At 67.4% G+C, this 18,208-nt stretch carries 16 protein-coding genes and 1 pseudogene; 6 read left to right on the forward strand and 11 right to left on the reverse strand.

The window, feature by feature from the left end:
* Window positions 1-17: 17 nt before the first annotated feature.
* On the forward strand, window positions 18-542 hold the full coding sequence (locus ACFXJ5_RS08535; RefSeq protein WP_384628705.1) for a hypothetical protein: 525 nt from the start codon (window positions 18-20) through the stop codon (window positions 540-542).
* Here ACFXJ5_RS08535 and ACFXJ5_RS08540 read toward each other — a convergent pair.
* Window positions 450-1,289: a helix-turn-helix transcriptional regulator gene (locus ACFXJ5_RS08540; protein WP_384628708.1), complete on the reverse strand. Its 840-nt coding sequence runs from the start codon at window positions 1,287-1,289 to the stop codon at window positions 450-452. The genes ACFXJ5_RS08535 and ACFXJ5_RS08540 overlap by 93 nt on opposite strands.
* Window positions 1,290-1,496: 207 nt before the next feature.
* On the opposite strand from ACFXJ5_RS08540, the gene ACFXJ5_RS08545 reads away from it, so the two are divergent.
* Together ACFXJ5_RS08545 and ACFXJ5_RS08550 are read left to right on the forward strand one after the other, a co-directional pair.
* Complete coding sequence (locus tag ACFXJ5_RS08545; protein ID WP_384628711.1) at window positions 1,497-2,258, forward strand: SDR family NAD(P)-dependent oxidoreductase; 762 nt, start codon at window positions 1,497-1,499, stop codon at window positions 2,256-2,258.
* Between the two features lie 21 nt (window positions 2,259-2,279).
* Window positions 2,280-3,035, forward strand: coding sequence for an SDR family oxidoreductase (locus ACFXJ5_RS08550; protein ID WP_384628714.1), 756 nt, complete (start codon window positions 2,280-2,282; stop codon window positions 3,033-3,035).
* A 255-nt stretch (window positions 3,036-3,290) separates the two neighbouring features.
* Here ACFXJ5_RS08550 and ACFXJ5_RS08555 read toward each other — a convergent pair whose 3' ends face one another.
* Both ACFXJ5_RS08555 and ACFXJ5_RS08560 read right to left on the reverse strand, forming a co-directional pair.
* Window positions 3,291-4,037 carry an SDR family NAD(P)-dependent oxidoreductase gene (locus ACFXJ5_RS08555; protein WP_384628717.1) on the reverse strand — a complete coding sequence of 249 codons (747 nt, stop codon included), beginning with the start codon at window positions 4,035-4,037 and terminating at the stop codon, window positions 3,291-3,293.
* Window positions 4,038-4,087: 50 nt separating this feature from the next.
* Complete coding sequence (locus ACFXJ5_RS08560; protein ID WP_384628720.1) at window positions 4,088-4,846, reverse strand: VOC family protein; 759 nt, start codon at window positions 4,844-4,846, stop codon at window positions 4,088-4,090.
* 136 nt (window positions 4,847-4,982) lie between these two features.
* Here ACFXJ5_RS08560 and ACFXJ5_RS08565 point away from each other — a divergent pair, with 136 nt between their 5' ends.
* The 3 genes from ACFXJ5_RS08565 to ACFXJ5_RS08575 all read left to right on the forward strand — a co-directional run bounded on the left by ACFXJ5_RS08565 (window position 4,983) and on the right by ACFXJ5_RS08575 (window position 6,751).
* The gene (locus ACFXJ5_RS08565; protein ID WP_384628723.1) at window positions 4,983-5,585 is read left to right on the forward strand and encodes an acyl-CoA-like ligand-binding transcription factor; all 603 of its coding nucleotides are present in this window, start codon (window positions 4,983-4,985) and stop codon (window positions 5,583-5,585) included.
* 504 nt (window positions 5,586-6,089) lie between these two features.
* Window positions 6,090-6,332: a type II toxin-antitoxin system VapB family antitoxin gene (locus ACFXJ5_RS08570; protein ID WP_384628726.1), complete on the forward strand. Its 243-nt coding sequence runs from the start codon at window positions 6,090-6,092 to the stop codon at window positions 6,330-6,332.
* Window positions 6,332-6,751, forward strand: coding sequence for a PIN domain nuclease (locus ACFXJ5_RS08575; protein ID WP_384628729.1), 420 nt, complete (start codon window positions 6,332-6,334; stop codon window positions 6,749-6,751). The genes ACFXJ5_RS08570 and ACFXJ5_RS08575 overlap by 1 nt, the downstream gene beginning before the upstream one ends.
* A 365-nt stretch (window positions 6,752-7,116) precedes the next feature.
* On the opposite strand, the pseudogene ACFXJ5_RS08580 reads toward ACFXJ5_RS08575, so the two are convergent.
* The 8 genes and pseudogenes from ACFXJ5_RS08580 to ACFXJ5_RS08615 form a co-directional block, all read right to left on the reverse strand.
* Window positions 7,117-8,395: pseudogene (locus ACFXJ5_RS08580) on the reverse strand (IS701 family transposase).
* A 52-nt stretch (window positions 8,396-8,447) separates the two neighbouring features.
* Window positions 8,448-9,365: a hypothetical protein gene (locus tag ACFXJ5_RS08585; protein ID WP_384628732.1), complete on the reverse strand. Its 918-nt coding sequence runs from the start codon at window positions 9,363-9,365 to the stop codon at window positions 8,448-8,450.
* A gap of 201 nt (window positions 9,366-9,566) precedes the next feature.
* Window positions 9,567-12,356, reverse strand: a complete 2,790-nt coding sequence (locus ACFXJ5_RS08590; RefSeq protein WP_384628734.1) for a LamG domain-containing protein — start codon at window positions 12,354-12,356, stop codon at window positions 9,567-9,569.
* A gap of 43 nt (window positions 12,357-12,399) precedes the next feature.
* Window positions 12,400-13,902 carry an arabinosylfuranosidase ArfA gene (gene arfA / locus ACFXJ5_RS08595; RefSeq protein WP_384628737.1) on the reverse strand — a complete coding sequence of 501 codons (1,503 nt, stop codon included), beginning with the start codon at window positions 13,900-13,902 and terminating at the stop codon, window positions 12,400-12,402.
* 50 nt (window positions 13,903-13,952) lie between these two features.
* The gene (locus ACFXJ5_RS08600; RefSeq protein ID WP_384628740.1) at window positions 13,953-14,885 is read right to left on the reverse strand and encodes a family 43 glycosylhydrolase; all 933 of its coding nucleotides are present in this window, start codon (window positions 14,883-14,885) and stop codon (window positions 13,953-13,955) included.
* A gap of 4 nt (window positions 14,886-14,889) precedes the next feature.
* On the reverse strand, window positions 14,890-15,786 hold the full coding sequence (locus ACFXJ5_RS08605) for a carbohydrate ABC transporter permease (protein ID WP_384628743.1): 897 nt from the start codon (window positions 15,784-15,786) through the stop codon (window positions 14,890-14,892).
* 6 nt (window positions 15,787-15,792) lie between these two features.
* Window positions 15,793-16,767: a carbohydrate ABC transporter permease gene (locus ACFXJ5_RS08610; protein WP_384628745.1), complete on the reverse strand. Its 975-nt coding sequence runs from the start codon at window positions 16,765-16,767 to the stop codon at window positions 15,793-15,795.
* Window positions 16,768-16,775: 8 nt separating this feature from the next.
* On the reverse strand, window positions 16,776-18,131 hold the full coding sequence (locus ACFXJ5_RS08615; protein WP_384628748.1) for an extracellular solute-binding protein: 1,356 nt from the start codon (window positions 18,129-18,131) through the stop codon (window positions 16,776-16,778).
* Window positions 18,132-18,208: the final 77 nt, after the last annotated feature.

Raw genomic sequence — 18,208 nt, forward strand, 5'->3', positions numbered from 1 at the left:
CGAGGCGGCGCTGACCGGTGCGGCCGGCGCTGTCGCGGGCGCGCTGGGTTACGCGGCGCTGCGCCGCCGTCTTCGCCGCGTTGTCCGTCATCGGCCCCTGGGTGGTCGGCGGGCTCGGGGGCATCGTGGCCGGTCTGGCGGGGGGCCGGCTGCTCGACGACCCCAAGTCCGTGTTGCGTGCGGTGTCGGGGCTGACACTGGCGGGCTTCGTGGCCGGTTTCTTCGCGCTGTTCAGTATGGCCGGCGGCTCGCCCTGGAGCAGTCCCGGCCAACTCTCGCTGTCCGTACCGAAGGAGCGCGTCGCCGCCGTACGACAGCAGGTCGGTGCCCGCCTGGAGCGCGCAGGCATCGAAGCCACCGTCGGCACGAACACCGGCTGGGTCGCCACCGGTACGGGCGACGGCGGCGAGCGCCAGAGCCAAGGTGCGCCCGGAGCCAAGGCCGACCGGTCATGTCGCCAGGCGCTGACTTCCGATCACCGACAGCAACTGGAGTTTGTCGTGGTCCTCCGTGCCAGGCGTTGCTGTGAACACCAGCAGTGACTGCGATTGGTCGGGGTCGACGAGGGTCTGGCAGTGCAGGGAGATCGTCCCGATCTCGGGGTGGATGATTCGCTTGCGGTTGGTGTAGGTGACGCCGACTTCGTGGTCAGCCCACAATGCCGCGAACTCAGGGCTCTCGGTACGGAGCTGCCGTGCGAGGGCGGCGGCGCGTGAGCCGCTTCCTTCACGTGCGGCGACGGCTCGGAGTTGCGCCACGTAAACACGGCTGTGCGTTGCGTGGTCCGCCGGCAGATAGCTCATGCGCTCGTCCGGGTCGGCGAACCAGCGGTAGATGATGCTTCGTGCGGGCCCGGTGAAGCGTGCCTGGTCACCGAGCAGGGCCACGGCAAGCCGGGTCTGGACGATCGTCTCGCCGATACCGGTGACGACCTGTGCCGGCGTGTCCTCGAGCCGATCGAGGATGCGCATCATGCCCGCGTTGACATGGTCGCCGCGAGTGGCGCGGGCCGGCGCGTTGTGCCCGGCGAGCACGAACAGGTGGTCGCGCTCGTCGAGGGTGAGTCGTAGCCCGCGGGCGATCGCGGCAAGCATCTGTTCGGACGGCTGGGGCCCGCGCCCTCGTTCAAGGCGGCTGTAGTAGTCGGTCGACATCCCGCACAACACGGCCACTTCTTCGCGTCGCAGTCCCGGCGTACGCCGGCGCTGCCCCTCGGGAAAGCCGACGTCAGCAGGTTGGAGCGCCTCTCGGCGCTTGCGAAGGAACGTCGCCAATCCTGTCTGATCCATACCAACACTGTGCCGCGGTCGACGGCCGGTATCCACTGTCCGGTGATCCCAGGCTGAGCAGCACTCCCTCGCAGCCTGGGACCGCCGGACAGTGGACAAGCAGGCACTGGTTGCCTTCTCCGCCGGCGCATCAACTGGTGATGGGAGTCCGGCGCACCAGCCACATGGCATCGCCCCTCCCCATCGAGGACCCATGAAGGAGACACCATGAGCGCCAACCAGAAGATCGCTGTCATCACCGGGGCCAACCGTGGTCTTGGACGTGCGCACGCGTTGCATCTCGCCGCGGCCGGCGTCGACGTCGTCGTGACCTACCGAAGCAACCAGGCCGAGGCAGAGGACGTCGTGGCGGCCATCACCGAACGAGGCCGGTCCGCGGTCGCACTGCGCCTCGACACCAGCGTCGTGAGCTCCTTCGCCGACTTCGCCGAGCGGCTGGGTGCCGAGCTCAAGGCCCGCTGGGACAGGACGGCCTTCGACTTCCTGGTCAACAACGCCGGCACCGATCTGACCGCCCCGTTCGCGGAGACCACCGAGAAGGACTTCGACGACCTGGTGAACGTTCACCTCAAGGGCGTCTTCTTCCTCACTCAGACCCTGCTGCCGCTGCTTGCCGACGGCGGCGCCATCGTGAACGTTTCGAGTGGTCTGACTCGCTTCGCAGTCTCGGGCCACTCCGCCTACGGCGCGGTCAAGGGCGCGGTCGAGGTCCTCACCCGCTACCAGGCCAAGGAGCTCGGCGGACGCGGTATCCGCGTCAACACCATCGCACCCGGAGCGACCGCGACCGACTTCGGTGGCGGCATGATGCACGACGAGCAGGTGCGGGCGTACCTCACCTCGCAGGTCGCGATGGGCCGCGTGGGCGAGTCCGACGACATCGGCGCGGCGCTCGCCGCACTGCTCTCGGACGCGAACCGGTGGGTCACGGCGCAGCGTATCGAGATCTCCGGCGGACAAAGCCTCTGATCCCGGGAGAGAACGATTCCGATGACCGACTTGACTGGAAAGACCGCTGTGATCACAGGCTCCGCACGGGGCATCGGCCGGGCGATCGCACTGCGCTACGCAAGCCTCGGCGCGAACATCGTGGTCAACTACGCCTCCGAAAAGGATCGGGCGGCGGCCACCGCCGCCGAGATCGAGCGTCTCGGCGTGCAAGCGATCACAGTGCAGGCGGACGTGTCCGTCGTCGCTGAGATCGAGCGACTCTTCGCCGAGGCCGCCGCACGGTTCGGGCAGATCGACATCGCCGTCGCCAACGCGGGCGTCGAGCTGATCGGCATCAACGTCGTCGACATCACGGAGGAACAGTTCGACCGGCTGTTCGCGATCAACACCAAGGGCACCTTCTTCGCGCTTCAGGCAGCCGCCCGCCACGTCGTGGACAACGGCAGGATCATCTACGTCGGTTCGAGTACGACGGCCCTGCCGGTTCCCGGCGAGGGTCTGTACGGCTCGAGCAAGACCGCGCCGCGCTACGCCGTACAGGTCCTGGCGCAAGAGCTGGCAGACCGGGGCGTGACCGTCAACACGATCCTTCCGACAGCCATCGAGGGCGCGGGCGTCTTCACCGAGCCCGACCCCGACCACCCGGTACGGCGGTTCGTTGCCCAGCCCGGGCGCATCGGCCGTCGGATGGGCACCGTCGACGACGTCGCGGACGCCGCCGAGTACTTCGCTTCCGACCTGGCAGCATGGGTCAGCGGACAGAGCCTGCTGGTCAGCGGCGGCGCACTCCAGTAGTCACAACGAACGCAGAGGCCGGCATCACGACGTCCACGATCCAGCCGCAACGGGCGACAGCCGCAATCGTCCCTCGCGCGGGCGCGCCTTCCAGCTCGTCGATATCGAGTTCGACGAAGCCGGTGGCGTCCGGTGGGCTCCAGCCGGATGTTCTTGTCAGGGCGATGCACGCTGGAGCTCGCCCACACCGCCGGCCGTCGGAGGGGAAACGACTTCAGTCCCCTCCGACGGGCGGATTGGCGCGAGGGCCATCACTCAGAGTTGGGTCTGACCGCCGTTGACCTCATACACCGATCCGGTGACGAAGGCCGCCTCGTCGGAGAGCAGGAAGTTCACCACGCCCGCGACCTCCTCCATGGTGCCGGGCCGGTTCATCGCAGTCTTGGCCGCGATCTGGGCGCGTATCTCGGGAGGCAGCCCCAGAGCGGAGGGTGCGTCGATGGGGCCGGGTGCGACTGCGTTGATCCGGATCCCGCGCTGGGCGTATTCGACCGCGGCCGACCGGGTCAGACCGACGATGCCGTGCTTGGAGGCCGAGTACGCGGCGCGTCCGGCGTGGGCCATGACGCCGGCGGTGGACGCCATGTTGACGATCGTGCCGCCTCCGTGGTCGACGAAGTGGGCCAGCTCCGCCTTCATACAGAAGAAGATGCCGGTGAGATTGACACGGATGACGTCCAGCCAGTCCTGCGGCATGATCTCGTGGACATCGACGAGCTGCGGAGTGATGCCCGCGTTGTTGAACGCGAAGTCGAGTCCCCCGTAAGTGGAGACTGCGAAATCCACCAACTGCTGAGCCTCCTCGAACACCGAGATGTCGGCGACGAATGGCGCGACTTCGTGGCCGGCGGCCTTGATCTCCTTGGCCACCCGTTCGACAGCGTCCGAGTTGCGGTCGGCCACGATGAGCTGTGCGCCTTCGTCGGCGAGACGCTTGGCTGCAGCCTCACCGAGCCCGGAGCCGGCTCCGGTGACGATGCCTGTCTTTCCGCTGACGGACATGCTGCTTCTCCTTGTCGGATATCGGGGTGTTGCCTGTCGTCGGCCGGAATTCACTTCGTGGGCGCGATGACGGTGAAGACCGCGCCGACGGGGTCGGCGAAGACGGCGATCGTGCCGTGCTTGAGCGGGGTGGCGCCCATCAGGACCGTTCCACCGAGGGCCGTGACTGTGTCGATGGCGGCCTTGACGTCGCTGACGGTGAAGTAGATGTCCCAGTACGGAGGGATCTCGGCGGGCATGGCCGGAGGCCTGGGCAGCAGTTCGGCGACGGTGCGTCCGTTCACCTGCCATGCCCGCCGGCCCAAGGGACCTTCCGGATCGGTGAGCGTCCAGCCGAAGACCGAGTCGTAGAAGGCTGCGGAGGCCTCGACGTCATCGGTGATCAATTCACCCCGGTAGAAGGCGCCGGGCTCGTTGACTGTGCCGGCGCCGCTGTGGCTGCCCGTCTGCCACACCGCGAACGTGGTGCCGCTGTGGTCTGCGAGCACAGCCGCTCGCCCGGCCGTGCCGAGGTCGTACGGCGACGTCAGTACGCGGCCTCCCGCAGCGACGACCTCCTCGGCCGTCTTGTCGGTGTCGGCGACGTTGATGTGCATCGACCACTTGGCGCGCTCGGCGCCCTCTCCAGGCGTGATCGCGGCCGCCGGACGGCCACGCAGCAGAGCCGTCCAGGACGTGCCCAGGTCACCGAAACCTTCCTGGTAGGCCCAGCCGAACAGCGAACCGTAGAAGCGGGTGCTGGCCGCGGCGTCCGCCGTGGTCAGTGTGACCCACGACGGCACGCCCTCCTCATAGCTGTTGATGTCCACCACTTCTCTCCTTACGTGCAGGGCTCTTTCGACGCCGCAGCGGCGCACTTCCCTAACATGTCAACCATAGACATACATGTCACTGACTGACAAGTAGATCAGTAGACGACAGTTTCGTCTTGCTATGCTGCGTAGCGTGACGGAGACTGCGAAGAACCGACGGTCGGGGCTGCGCGAAGCCACGCGTCGAGCCGTGCGCGCCGAGATCGCCAACGCCGCAATGACCCTGTTCATGGAGCGAGGTTTCGAAGAGACCACCGTGGAACAGGTCGCTTCCGCCGTGGGTATGTCAGGGCGCAGCATCTTTCGTTACTTCGACACAAAAGAGGACATGGTCGTCGGGTCCATGGAACAAGTGGGCCACGACCTGGCCGCCGCCCTGAGGGCACGACCGGCAGACGAGTCGGTATGGGAGGCCCTGCGGCGCGCGTTCGACGAACCGCTCCGCGCACTCAAGAACGACGGCGGGATCGCCCTGGCCCGATCCACACTGCTGGCCACCACACCCTCTCTGCGCGCCGCCCAACAGCAGAAACACGCCCAGTGGAACGCCCTCCTCGCCCCCGCCGTCATCGATCGGCTCACCGGCCCGCCGACCACCCGCGAGTACCAAGCGCGTGCCATCGCCGCCGCCGCATTGGCCTGCCTGGATGTCGCCGTCGAAGAATGGACCAACTCCGAGGGCAAGAAACCCCTGGACGCCCTACTCGACACAGCGATCGCGTCGGTTCGGCAGTAGCGCCCCCAGGACGACTGCAGCCTTGCCGCGCAGCGAAGAGGCCTGCGTGCCGTTCCGCCCTTTCAGTTCAGGGCCGGGGTGGGCGCGCCGCCAGCCGCGCGGTGGTCGAGTAGTGAGAACCCAACAATCGCGAGCACGCGAGCCAGCCCCGCAGTCGGGCCAACCGCCGAGTCGAATGCACCACCCCTGCCCGCCCGGCCACCAACTGGCCACCACCCCGCGCCGGATAGCCAGAAGCGGAGCCGCCGTAGGACGCGGGTGGTTGCGTCGCGCAGCTACGAAGGTTCGCGTGCGACTCCCGGCAGAGCGGATCCATCCACGGGGCCGCTTGTCGAGTCGCCACACAAGCACTGCCGACGCACTTCGCCACCGAGGGTTCCCCAGCCAGCAGAACCCCCTGTGGCCGGGCATCGCTGGACAGGGTCAGCCCCCATAACGATATCGATTTAAGCTCGCCAATGGTATCGTTCTCCTTAACAGGGTCACCTAGGAAGGGCTGCCCACATGGCCAGGACCGTCATCGACCTCGACGAGAAGATGGTTGCCGAGGCCATGCGCATCTTCGGCACCAAGACGAAGGCCAAGGCCGTACGCCTCGCCATGGAAGACGCAGTCAAGCGCCACCTGCGCCAGGAGTTCTTCGACGCCATGGACGCCGGCGAACTCGACTTCAGCGAGATCGTCGAGAGCACCGGGCCTCGCAACGCCGACGGATCCCTCAAGCACAACGGCGGCCGGGCCGGCTGATGCAGGACCGATACCTGATCGACAAATCCGCCCTCGCACGCTGGACGAAACCGAACGTCAAGGAGGTACTCAAACCCCTCCACGAGCGCTACCTCCTCGCCGTGTGCCAACCCACCGAGTACGAAATGATCCACTCGGCCCGGGACAGCACGGAAGCAACACGGATCAGCACCTGGCTCCACGCCTTCGACTACCTGCCCAGCGACGAGGACACCTTCACCCACGCGCTGGAGGTCCAGCGCCATGCACTCAACGCGGGCTTCCATCGTGCCCTCTCCCTCCCCGACCTGCTCATCGCCGCCACCGCAGAGCTGAACCAGCTGACCGTCCTCCACTACGACGGCGACTTCGACATGATCGCCACCCTCACAGGCCAGCCCACCGAATGGGTCGCCCCACCCGGCAGTGCCGACCGCTGAGAACCTCGACCTTGACAGGCACCCCCCTTGGCAGCGTCCGGGACTGGCGCGGTGGCTTACAGGCGCCAAGGGTCTTGTACGAAGATCACCGCTGGCCGTGTGGGCACGATGGCGCGGGCCCTGTTGCGGACGGGGCCGGATGAACCAGCGACGCCATGGCAGCGAGTGGAGGTGTGCTCTCGCTCGGCGGGCACAGCTTGGTGGGTCGGCTCAGTTCGGAGAGGGCCCCAATGTGTCCCACGGAGAGGTTTTCGGCAGCCTTCTAGTAGGACTCCGTTAGGTTTGTCTGGATCTTGAGGGGTGGCGTCCGCCGGAGGTTCTCGGTAGGGGGCGGTGGCAGGTGGTGCAGGTGCCGGTCCAGCAGCTCAGCAGGGTCTGGAGGGTGTCGAGAACCTGGTAGAGGGACAGTGCGGTGTGCGGGCTTTTGGGGAGAGCCGGTGTTCGGTGAGGAAGGCGTGGGCGGCGGTGACCAGGGTGACGTGGTGGTGCCAGCCGTTCCAGGAGCGGCCCTCGAAGTGGTCCAGCCCGAGTCCGTGCTTGAGTTCCCGGTAGTCGTGCTCGATCCGCCAGCGGATCTTCGCCAGGCGGACCAGTTCGGCGATCGGGGTGTCTTGGGGCAGGTTGGACAGCCAGTAGTCGGTGGGGGCTTCGGCTTCGGCGGGCCATTCGGCCAGCAGTGTGACTTCGGGCAGAACGCCGTCCCAGCGGTCGTCGTGCGCGGTGGCGGCGACTTGGGCCAGGCGACGGGCCTTGACCCCGGCGGGCCGCACGCGCAGGGCCAGGAAGTGCGAGCGCATCGGTCCCCGTGAGCCTTCAACGCCAGGTGACCGGGGTGAAGGCCCGCCGTGGACTGGCGGTGGCCAGGGCGGCCACCGCCAGCGGTGTCTGCCGGTAGCGGGGCTGGGGCCGGCGGCCGTTGCCGGACCAGGGCGGGGCGGTGGGCACCGCGTCGTGCGGGTGGATGGTCACGTCTGAACGGATGGCGACGACGTATCCGATGCCCCGGCTGTCTATTCCGTCCCGGAAGTCTGCCTTCTGGCCGTAGCCGGCGTCGGCCACCAGGACCGGCGGGACCAGGCCCCATCCGGCCAGCTCATCGATGATGTCCAACGCCAGCCGCCACTTCTCGCGGTGCCCGATCTCCTCGGGCACCGCGGTCTTGCGGCGTCGCTCGGTATCGGCGGCCCAGTCCTCGTTGACGAACAGACGCCACTGCAGTGGGCAGGACGCGGTGTCGGTGACCGCGTGCACGCTCACCGCGACCTGACAGTTGGCCTGCTTGCCCAGCGCTCCGCAGTACTGGTGCGCAACCGCCACCGACATCCGGCCGTCCTTGGGGAACGACACGTCACCGACGGCCCAGGCATCCGGGCCGATCAGCGGAAGCATCCGCTCCGCGATCCGCCGCCGGACCGGGACCGGATCCCAGGTGGACTGGTTCACGAACTGCTGCAGATTCTGCTCGTTGCCGTCCGGAAGCCGCTCCGCCATCGGCTGGATCGACTTGCGCCGCCCGTCCAGCATCAGCCCCCGCAGATAGCAGCCGCCCTTCGCCCGCTGATCCCGCCGCGGAACCGACGCGAACACATCCGCCACGAACGCCGATAACTCCGCCCGCAGTCCCTCGACCTGCCGCACGTCCATCCAACCAATATGCTCCGACCGAACACGATCGGGAAGACCTAACGGAGTCCTACTAGTTGACGGTGACCGCTTGGAACGTGCGGCGCGCCACGGTGACTCGGGCGGACCGGACAAGCTGCTTCACCATCGCCTTGTAGCGGTCGTCGAGGTAGGCCTGCTGCACCTGCTTGCGTACCTGTGTGAAGGGCGGGGTGGTGATCGGCGTGCGGCCGTTGGGGGAGGTCAGGCTTACGGCGCCGGACTTCTTCGCCTGTCGGAAGTCGCTCTTGTGGGCCAGGTAGTAGGAGCGCAGTGCCTTGTCGTCCGTGGTGATGACGTGCGCGTCCGCCAGCTTCTTCTCCAGGCTGAACGTCAGGCTGTTGAGTACGTAGCCGAGGTAGTTCGCCTCGGTGTACTGCACGGGCCCGTAGATGACCTGGTGCGAGGCGACGGCCTGCTGCCGCCGCTGGTTCTCCTTGGTCCAGTTGAAGAGGAAGGCCGCGTAGCCCGGGTCCGCGAGGAGACCGTAGCGGTGGGCCAACCGCTGCTGGACGGTGGTGCGGGTGACGTCGGCGAGGGCCTGCTTCTTGATGTAGTCGGTGGGGGTGCGGCCGCCGTAGGAAGTCGTCCAGAAGTGGGGGCCGTCCTGGGCGCCGAACGTGTTCTGGAAGTGGGTGAAGGTGGCGGAGCGTTCCTGCGCGAGGTAGAGCGAGAACTCGCGTACGGGGATGGTCTGGCCGTCGATCGTGGCGATCACCGCGGCGGGTGACGGGGCGGTCGCCTGCCGTGGAGCTCCGCTGTCGGCGAGGAGGGAGAGGCCGGTGATCGCGGCCGCGACAGCCAGGGCGACGGCCCCGAGCAGCCACCACGGCAGCACACGGCGGGGCGGGCGGGCCGTGGTCCTGGGGCGGGCCGTGGTCTTCGGTCGGGTGGCGGTCTTCGGCCGGGCGGCGGTTGCGGCCTTGCGGACCTGGCGGGTCGACGTGGTCATTCCTGGCTCCTCACGGTCGCCATGGGTGGTGGTGGGGGGTGGGGGCCCCCCGGGGGGGGGGCGGCGCCGCCACCACCACCGAATCACAAACCCCCGGCGGGGGGTGGTTTTTGTTTGGGTTGGTCGTGCGGGGGCGGGTGGGGTGGGGGTGGGGGGCGCGGGGGGGGGGGGGGGGCCGGACTCCGCCACCTGCTCGTACCGTCAGCCGGCGGCGAGCTGGTTGATCTCGGTGGTGTTCAGGGCCCGGTTGTAGAAGTGGACGTCGTCGATCTGGCCGTTTGTCCAGTCAACCTGGTAGTCGTTCCACCATGCGCTGCCGATCTGCGTCGGGCCGACCGCCTTCCACGCGGAGGAGAACGCCGTGCTCGCCTGGAGGGTGCCGTTGACGTAGAGCGAGATCGTCGACGCGCTGCTGTTGTACACGCCGACCACGTGGTACCAGGTGCCGGTGGAGGGCGCGAGGCCGGTGACGGATGTCAGGGTCGAGGTCGTCGAGTCCGACCCGCGCTCGGCGAAAGCGAATTTGCCGCCCGTCAGTTGCAGGTAGAAGGGACTGATGAGGCCGCCGTCGACGCTGACGAAGGTCTGGTTGCCGCTGAGGCTGTTCAGCTTCACCCAGGCCGCGACCGAGTAGCTCGCGCTGGTGTCCACCGGCACCACCGGGATGTTCACCTCGGTGCCCGCTGTGCCGTCCAGGCTCACCGCGTTGCCACCGACCTTGCCGCTGCCGGCCCACGCGGCGGCTGGGTTGAGGCCGCCCCACGCGCTGTTCCCCATGAAGTCCGAGGTATTCGAGCCGGTGCCCTCGTCCAGTTCGTAGTCAGCGGTGGCGGCGGTCGCCAGGGCGACGGCCTCCTGGCGGTTGAGCGCCTTGCTGAACATCCGTACGTCGTCGATGGCGCCGTTGGTGAAGTCGACGGCGTTGCCGTTCCACTTGGCGCGGCCGATTACTGTGTGCCCGGTTGCCTTCCAGGGGGAGGAGAAGGCGGTGGTGCCCTGGAGCGTTCCGTTGACGTACAGCGCGATGGTGTGGGCGCTGTTGTCGTAGACACCGGTCAGGTGGTACCAGGTGCCGGTGACCGGGGTGCCGCCGGTCACCTGTGTCGCGGTCGAGTTTGTCGAGTCGCTGCTTCGCACGGTGAACGCGAAGGTGCCGCCGGTGAGTTGGAGGTAGAAGGGGCTGATGGAGCTGCCGTCGATGCTGGCGATGGTCTGGTTGCCGGTGAGGCTGTTGAGCTTGACCCAGGCCGAGACCGAGTAGCTCGCGCTGGTGTCCAGTGCGGTGGTGGGTACGTCGACGTAGCTGGTGCTGCCGCCGGTCAGGCTGACCGCGTTGGTGCCGATCTTGCCGGTTGTCCAGGAGGCCCCGGACAGCAGTGTGCCGGTGTTGTGATCGTTGGTGGTGTCGGCGGCGGTGGTACCGGTGCCCTCCTCGAAGTTCCAGCGTGCTCCGTAGCTTGCTGTCGGCGTCACACCGCTGCCGTTGTAAGCGCCGATGTTGGGCGCGGTCGTGGCGGAGACGGTGTTGCCGAAGTAGTCCAGGCCGCCGTTACCCGACACCAGTACGCCCGCGCCGATGGCGGGGGAGCCGGGTTGCAGCTTGTAGGCCGCCGCCGAGCTGAGGCCCGAACTCGCCCCACCGGGGGAGACGAGCAAGGGGTTGGTCGTCACCTTGTTGGCGTCGGTCGGCTCACTGCTGGCGTGGGTGCCGTAGAACAGGTTGTGGGTCCAGGTACCCGAGGAGGAGTAGCTGCCCCCGGATCCCGCGTTGTAGACGAGGTTGTTGGAAAAGACGATGTTGTTCGCTGCCGGTGTGCCCGCGTCGACCCCGCCGTTGTCGCCGGGGCCGAGGTAGATGGTGTTGTTGTAGACCTGTGCGGTACCGGTGGAGACGACGCCCTCCAGCGTCGGCAGCACAGAGCTGATCGAGCCGTCGTTCTGGCTGATGTTGTAGCGGACGATGGAGTCCTTGGCGCCGAAGGTGCTGCTGCAGCAGTACTCCTGGAAGCCGAACGGATTGTCGTGGGTGTAGTTGTACTGGATGATCGTGCCGGTGTTGTCGTGGTCGATGTCGAACGCTTCGCCGTCCCAGAGGGCGCGCCACTGGCGGGAGATCTCGTTGTTCTGCCAGATGCCGTTGTTGTTCAGCGCCATCCAGAACCCGGCGCCGGAGAAGCGGTAGCCGCTGTTGGTCGCCATGTTGTACTGGACCAGCGGATTGTCGCAGTACACGCAGACGATGTCGTTGCCGCCCATGTCGGTCAGCGTGTTGTTCTGGATCACGACGTTCGACGTCAGGATGCCGTGTCCGGTGCCGTTGAGGGAACCGAGGTAGATGCCGCCGGCATCGACCTTGGTGAGTGTGTTGCCCTGAAGCAGCACATCGTCCCAGCCGTTGCTGCTGTTGTTGTCGTTCAGGTTGAACGCGATACCCGACGATGTGCTGGGCTGCGGCCCGGCCCCCCAGGTGCCTTTCACATCGTGGATGTTGTTGTTGACGATGTGGATCCCGTGCAGGATGCCACTGGTGTCGTTCTGGAGTTGGATGCCGCTGCGGACCGCTGCGGTCGTGGTCGTGTTGGTGATCTCCAGGTTCTGAATCGTCCAGTACTGCTGGCTGACGAGGTAGACCGCCGCGTCGGCGCCCGCGCCGTTGATGATTGGCGCGGCCCCCGAGCCGTAGCTCGACACCACGATCTGATTGCCGCTGGCGCCGGACCCCAGGGGGTGGAGTTCGCCGGTCCAGGAGCCGCCGTCCTGGAAGAGGATCTGGTTGCCGGCGACGAAGGTGGTGGCGTTGACGTTGGTGAGCGTCTTCCACGGCGTGCTGGTGGTGCATCCGTCGTTGCTGTCGCTGCCGCTGCTGGACGAGACGTAATAGGTGGTGCAGGTCGTCGCCGCGTGGGCTTGAGTGCTGGGCATGATCATGACGCCCAGTACGGCTATCGCGGTTCCTGCCGCCGAGAGCAGGCGGCGTGGCCATCTTCGCATGTGCGTTCCTCTTTGAACGTGAACGGATGGGACGGGAACCGCCTCAGGCCATTCGGATCATGTTCCAGGACAGAGGCGGCAGGGATGCCCTGAGGGTGCCGTCGGTGAGGGCGGCCCCGTAGGACGTGATGGGGGTGACGCGCTCGCGGTCCGCGAGGGTGTTGGCGGCGTCGGGGTCGGCGTCGGCGAGGACCGAGTGCTCGACGACCCTGTTCAGGCAGAGGCCACGCAGCGCGACCTCCAGGGGCAGCGACTCGGTCTGGCTGCGGTTGACGGCGAAGACCGTGACGGCCCCGATCGCGTCGTCGATGACGGCCGTGGCGTGCAGCAGGGGTACGTCGCCGAACCTGGCGGTGGGATAGCTGGGGCTGTCGATCCGGACCTCCAGCACCCTGCCCCGGCCGTATCGCGAGGCCTGGGCGAAGGGGTGGAAGGTGGTTTGCCGCCAGGCGGGGCCGCCGGGCTCGGTCGTGATCGGGGCGATGACGTTGACGAGCTGGGCGAGGCAGGCGATGGTGACGCGGTCGGCGTGCCGGAGCAGCGTGATGAGCAGGGAGCCGAAGACGACGGCGTCGGTGACGGTGTACACGTCCTCCAGAAGCCGGGGAGCCTCCTTCCAGTTGCGGGGTTCGCTCTCGGCGCGCGAGGAGTACCAGATGTTCCACTCGTCGAAGGAAATGCCGATCTTCTTCTTCGACTTCAGGCGGGCGCCGACCGCGTCACAGGTCGCGATGGTGTTCTCGATGAAGGACTCGGTGTCCACGGCGGAGGCCAGGAAGGAGTCGCGGTCGCCGTCGTCGTCCTGGTAGTAGGCGTGCATCGAGATGTAGTCCACGTGCTCGTACGCGTGTCCCAGGACCGTGGACTCCCACGCGCCGAACGTCGGCATGAACTGCCCGGAGCTGCCGCAGGCGATCAGCTTCACCTCGGGGTCGATCAGCCGCATCGCCCAGGCGGTCGTCGCGGCGAGCTTGCCGTACTCGTCGGCGTCCTTGTGGCCGATCTGCCAGGCGCCGTCCATCTCGTTGCCCAGGCACCACAGGCGCACGCCATAGGGCTCCTTGTCACCGTGATCGGCCCGCTCGTCGGAACGGGTCGTACCGCCGGGGTGGTTGGCGTACTCCAGAAGCTCCAGCGCCTCCTTCGTGCCGCGCGTACCGAGGTTGACGGCGAGCATCGGCTCGCTGCCCTCGACCTTGCGCAGGAAGTCCATGAACTCCGACAGCCCGAACTGGTTGGTCTCCGTCGCCCGCCACGCCGGGTCCAGGCGGCGCGGGCGCAGCTCCTTCGGGCCGACGCCGTCCTCCCAGTCGAACCCGGAGACGAAGTTGCCGCCCAGGTAACGGATGGCGGTGACACCGAGTTCGCGGACCAGGTCCAGGACGTCGCCGCGCAGGCCCTCGGCGTCGGCGGTCGGGTGCCCAGGCTCGTAGATGCCGGTGTAGACGCAGCGGCCCAGGTGCTCGACGAACGAGCCGAACAGCCGGGGATCGACGGTTCCGACCTCGAATGCGGAGTCGAGGACGAAGCGGGCGGGACGGTGCATAGCGGCCTTTCCACTACGACGAGAAGTCAGGCGAGGCGTCAGGCGAGGCGTCAGGGGGCGGTGAGGTCCGGCTCGACCGGCTCGTCGCGGTCGCAGCGCAGTTCCCCGTCGACCACCCGCACCGCGGCGACCTGAAGGGACGAGCGGCGGCTCGCGTACGTACCGTCGTCTCCGGCGGGTCCGCGGTCGGGGTGGGTGAAGTAGAAGACGTAACCCGTGTCTCCCTGGACGACCACGTCGGCGTGCAGGCCGATCGTGCCGTCGTCGGGGCGTGCGCCCGGGGAGTCCAGGATCAGTCCCCGGTGCTCCCAGTGCCGCAGGTCGGCCGAGCGCAGGACGCCCTGCCCGCGCCACTCGTCCACAAGCATCCAGTAGTGGCCGCCCAGCTCGAAGACGTTGGGGCCCTCGTGCGGACGGTGGGTGACGGCGGGGCCGGCCGGCTTCCAGTCGTAGAGGTCGGCGCTGTCGGCCGTATACGTATGCGAACCGTGGCGCTCGTCCTTGAACCACATACGGAAACCACGGCCGTCCGGCAGCGGGTACACGCACGCGTCGATCACCCGGTCGGAGCCCAGGTCGAGGGGGCCCACGAAGGTCCAGTCGAGCAGGTCCGTGCTGGTGTGGTGCAGAATCCGGGCCTCGCCGGACCAGGAGTCGGGCACGCCCCGGAGGTAGCTGACGTACATGTGGTACTGCCCGTTGTGCCAGATGATCTCGGGCGCCCAGAAGGTGTTCCGGCCCCATTCGAAGTCGAGCCCGGTGAGGGTTCCCCGGTAGACCCAGGTCCGGCCGCCGTCCGACGACGTCGCCACGCCGAGGTCGGTGCCGTGCACCCAGGCCACCCCCTCTCCGGGCGCGGCGGTGCGGCGGTTGGTATAAACCAGCCACCATTCGCCGGTCTCTCGGTTCCTGATGACGGTGGGGTCGGCGGCCCCGTCGTGCACCGGGTCGCGGAAAAGCGGGGCGTTCACGGCACCGGCCACGTGATCAGCCCTTCAGCCCGGAGTTGGCGAAGCCGCGGACGTAGCTGCGCTGGGCTGCCAGGAAAAGGATGACGACGGGCACCAGGTAGAGCAGCGCCCCGCCGGCGATCAGGTTCGGCAGCGGGAAGCCCTGGTTGATGACGTAGCCGTTGCCGACTCCGACGGCCAGCGTGGTGTTGGACTGGTCGAGCAGCAGGTTCGGCGCGATGAAGTCGCCCCAGACCGTGTTGAAGGCCAGCACGAACGCCGTCACCAGCAGCGGGCGCGACAGCGGCAGGAAGATCTGTACGAAGATCCGGATCCGGCCCGCGCCGTCGATGACCGCCGCCTCCTCCAGTTCCTTGGGGAAGCTGGAGAAGAACTGCCGGTACAGGAAGATCGCGTACGGTGCTCCGGCCGTGCCCCATAGCACCCAGGGCCAGTAGGTGCCCACCAGGCCGAAGTTGGCGAACAGCAGATAGGTGGGGATCAGGGTGACGATCTGCGGCACCATCATTGTCGAGATGAGCAGGCCGAACAGCAGGTTCTTGCCGGGGGCGCGCAGCCGGGCGAAGCCGTAGCCGACGACCGCGGAACTGAGGGTGGTGAGCAGCGCGAACAGCGCCGACAGGACCACCGAGTTGCGGGCGAATCGCCAGAACGGGATGAGGGTGACGACCTTCTTGTAGTTGCTCCACTCGAACACCGAGGGCAGCCAGGTGTCCTCGTTGACCGCGTTGGCGGACCGCAGCGAACTGATGATCAGCTCCGCGAAGGGCAGGACCATCAGGACGGAGACGATCAGCAGGACGGTGAAGACGACCGGGTGCCTGGGCCTCCGCTGGTACCAGATCGGTCGCGCCGCACCGTTCGCGGGCATCTTGCCGGCCGCGGAGATCTGGGATTTCTCATCGAGTGCCATGGCGGATCAGCCCTTCCCGGACGCGGTGGGATCGACGGCGTAGAACACACTGCGTCCGACGAGTTTGAAGATCAGCACGGTCAGGACGACGATGACCAGGAAGAACACGGTCAGCATCGCCGAGCCGTAGCCGTACCTCGAATACGCGAAGAACTGCGAGTACACGTCGACCATGTAGACCCGGTTGGCGTTCGGGATGTTGGTGTAGAGGTCGCCGCCGCCGGTGCTGATCGGTGAGAGCAGCAGGGCCGGGACGAAGGTCTGCAATGTGGTGATGGTGACCAGAACGGTCTGGAAGAGCAGGACGGGGGAGATCACCGGGAGCGTGACGTGCCGGAAGGCGGTGAGCGCGCCGCCGCCGTCCAGTTTCACGGCCTCCAGCTGCTCCATCGGCACGGTTTGCAGGGCCGCCAGGTTGATGATGATGCCGGCGCCGACACCCCACAGCAGGACGACGATCAGGACGATGAAGGCCCGATTGCCGGTGAGCCAGTTCACCGCGTCGGCCCCGAACATCGCCCCCACCCGGTTCGCGGCTCCGGAGTTCTGGTCGAAGACCACCTTCCAGATGAGCGCGCTCGCGACCGGGGGCACGATCGCCGGAATGTAGATCAGCGTCCGGAAGACCGTGCGCCCGCGGACGCGTTCGTTGAGCAGTACGGCCAGAACCAGGCTCCCGATGATCGTCGCCGGGACGATGATCGCGACCAGGAGCAGGGTCTTGGACAGCGACGACAAGGTGTCCGGCGACGTGAGCACCTCGCGGTAGTTGGCCAGGCCCACCCATGGTTTGAACACGGAGACGCCGTCCCATGCGGTGAAACTGAGGTACAGGGCGTAGCCCACCGGGAACAGGGTCAGCACCGCGGTGCCGATGATCCACGGTGAGAGGAAGCCGTAGAACGCCAGAGCCTCACCTTTACCGCTGTCGAGCCGGCGCCTCTTGGCCGGCCCGACGGACCGGACGCGTTGCAGTCGCATGTCCGTGCCTACTTTCCTGCGAGCTTCTTGCCGTTCGCCAGCACGGCGTTGACGTCCTTGGTCAGCAGGTCGGCCAGGGCCGCCACGGACTTGCCGGCGCCCACGGCGGCCGTGAAGTCCTTGGCCAGGGTGGTGTTCAGCGCGGTGGTCAGGGCGTAGGGGGTGGCGACCGGGATGACGGACACGTAGGGCAGTTCGTCGGTCTGGACCTTGAAGGAGGCCTTCTGGAACTCGGTCTTCTGCGGCACCAGGGACAGCATCGACTTCATCGAGGGCAGGCCGTTTCCGGCGGCGATCCGCTTGGCGGCGCCGTCACCGCCGCAGTACCACTCCATGAACTCGAAGGCGGCACCGGGGTTCTGCGACTTGGCCGGGATCCAGTAGCCCACGGCGCCGAAGGAGGGGCTGACCCGCTTGCTGCCCAGCATCGGGGCCGCCGCGAAGACGGTCTTGGACTGGTACGCCGGGGCGGTGCCGGCGACGAAGCCGTTGAACCAGTACCCCTGGCCGGCGGTGGCCTGCTTGCCCGCGAGGTATTCGGGGCCGTCCCAGTCCGGGCTGGGGTTGATGGCCGAGTAACCGACCTTCGCCTTGGCGGCGTTGACCAGCCAGGTCAGGGCCCTGATCGCCTCGGGGGAGGTGAAGTCCGCGGTGCCCAGGTCCTCGGACATGATCCGGCCGCCGGCGGTCGCCACCATCGCGGCTATCTGGTCCATGCCGGGCGTCGTGGTGTACAGCCCGTACACGCTGGTCTTGCCGTGGGACGACTTGGTGAGCTTCTTGGAGGCCTCGAGCAGCTCGTCGTAGGTGATCGGCTTCGTCGGGTCCGGCGCGGTCAGCCCGGCGGCCGACCACATGTCCGAGTTGTACCACCACATCGCGTCCTGCGACCAGTCCTTGGCGATGCCGTAGCGGGCGCCCTTGCCCTGGGTCTTGCCGTCCCACTTCCAGCAGTTGTTGATGGGCAGGATGTCGGAGGTCTTGAGGATGCTGCTCTTGGCGAAGTACTCGTCCAGGTCCAGGGCGATGCCCCGGCTCGCGATGTACGGCGTGACATCCGTTCCGGCGTCGCGCACCAGGTCCGGCGGGTTACCGGCGGCCAGCATGGCGTTCAGGCGGGTCGGGTCGGTCAGGATGATCTTGATCTTCAGCCCCGGGTATGCCTTCTCGAAGGCGGCGACCTCGGCGGGGGTGATCTCACCCTGGTTGCTCATGATCGTCAGAGTGCCCTTCTTGGGCGCCTTGACGGAGGCGGAGGAGGACGAGGACGAGGTGCCCGAACAGGCGCTGAGGGCGGCTGCTCCGGCCATGAAGCCCACGCTCTTGAGCACCGAGCGTCTGCTGAAAGCCTGTGAGTGCTGCATGGTGCCTAACTCCTTTGATAGGACCTGTTGGTAAGACCACTGGCAGAGACCGCGGTCGGTCTGGCGCATGACGGCAT

The sequence above is a fragment of the Streptomyces sp. NPDC059373 genome, from assembly GCF_042751495.1.
Classification (GTDB): Bacteria; Actinomycetota; Actinomycetes; order Streptomycetales; family Streptomycetaceae; genus Actinacidiphila.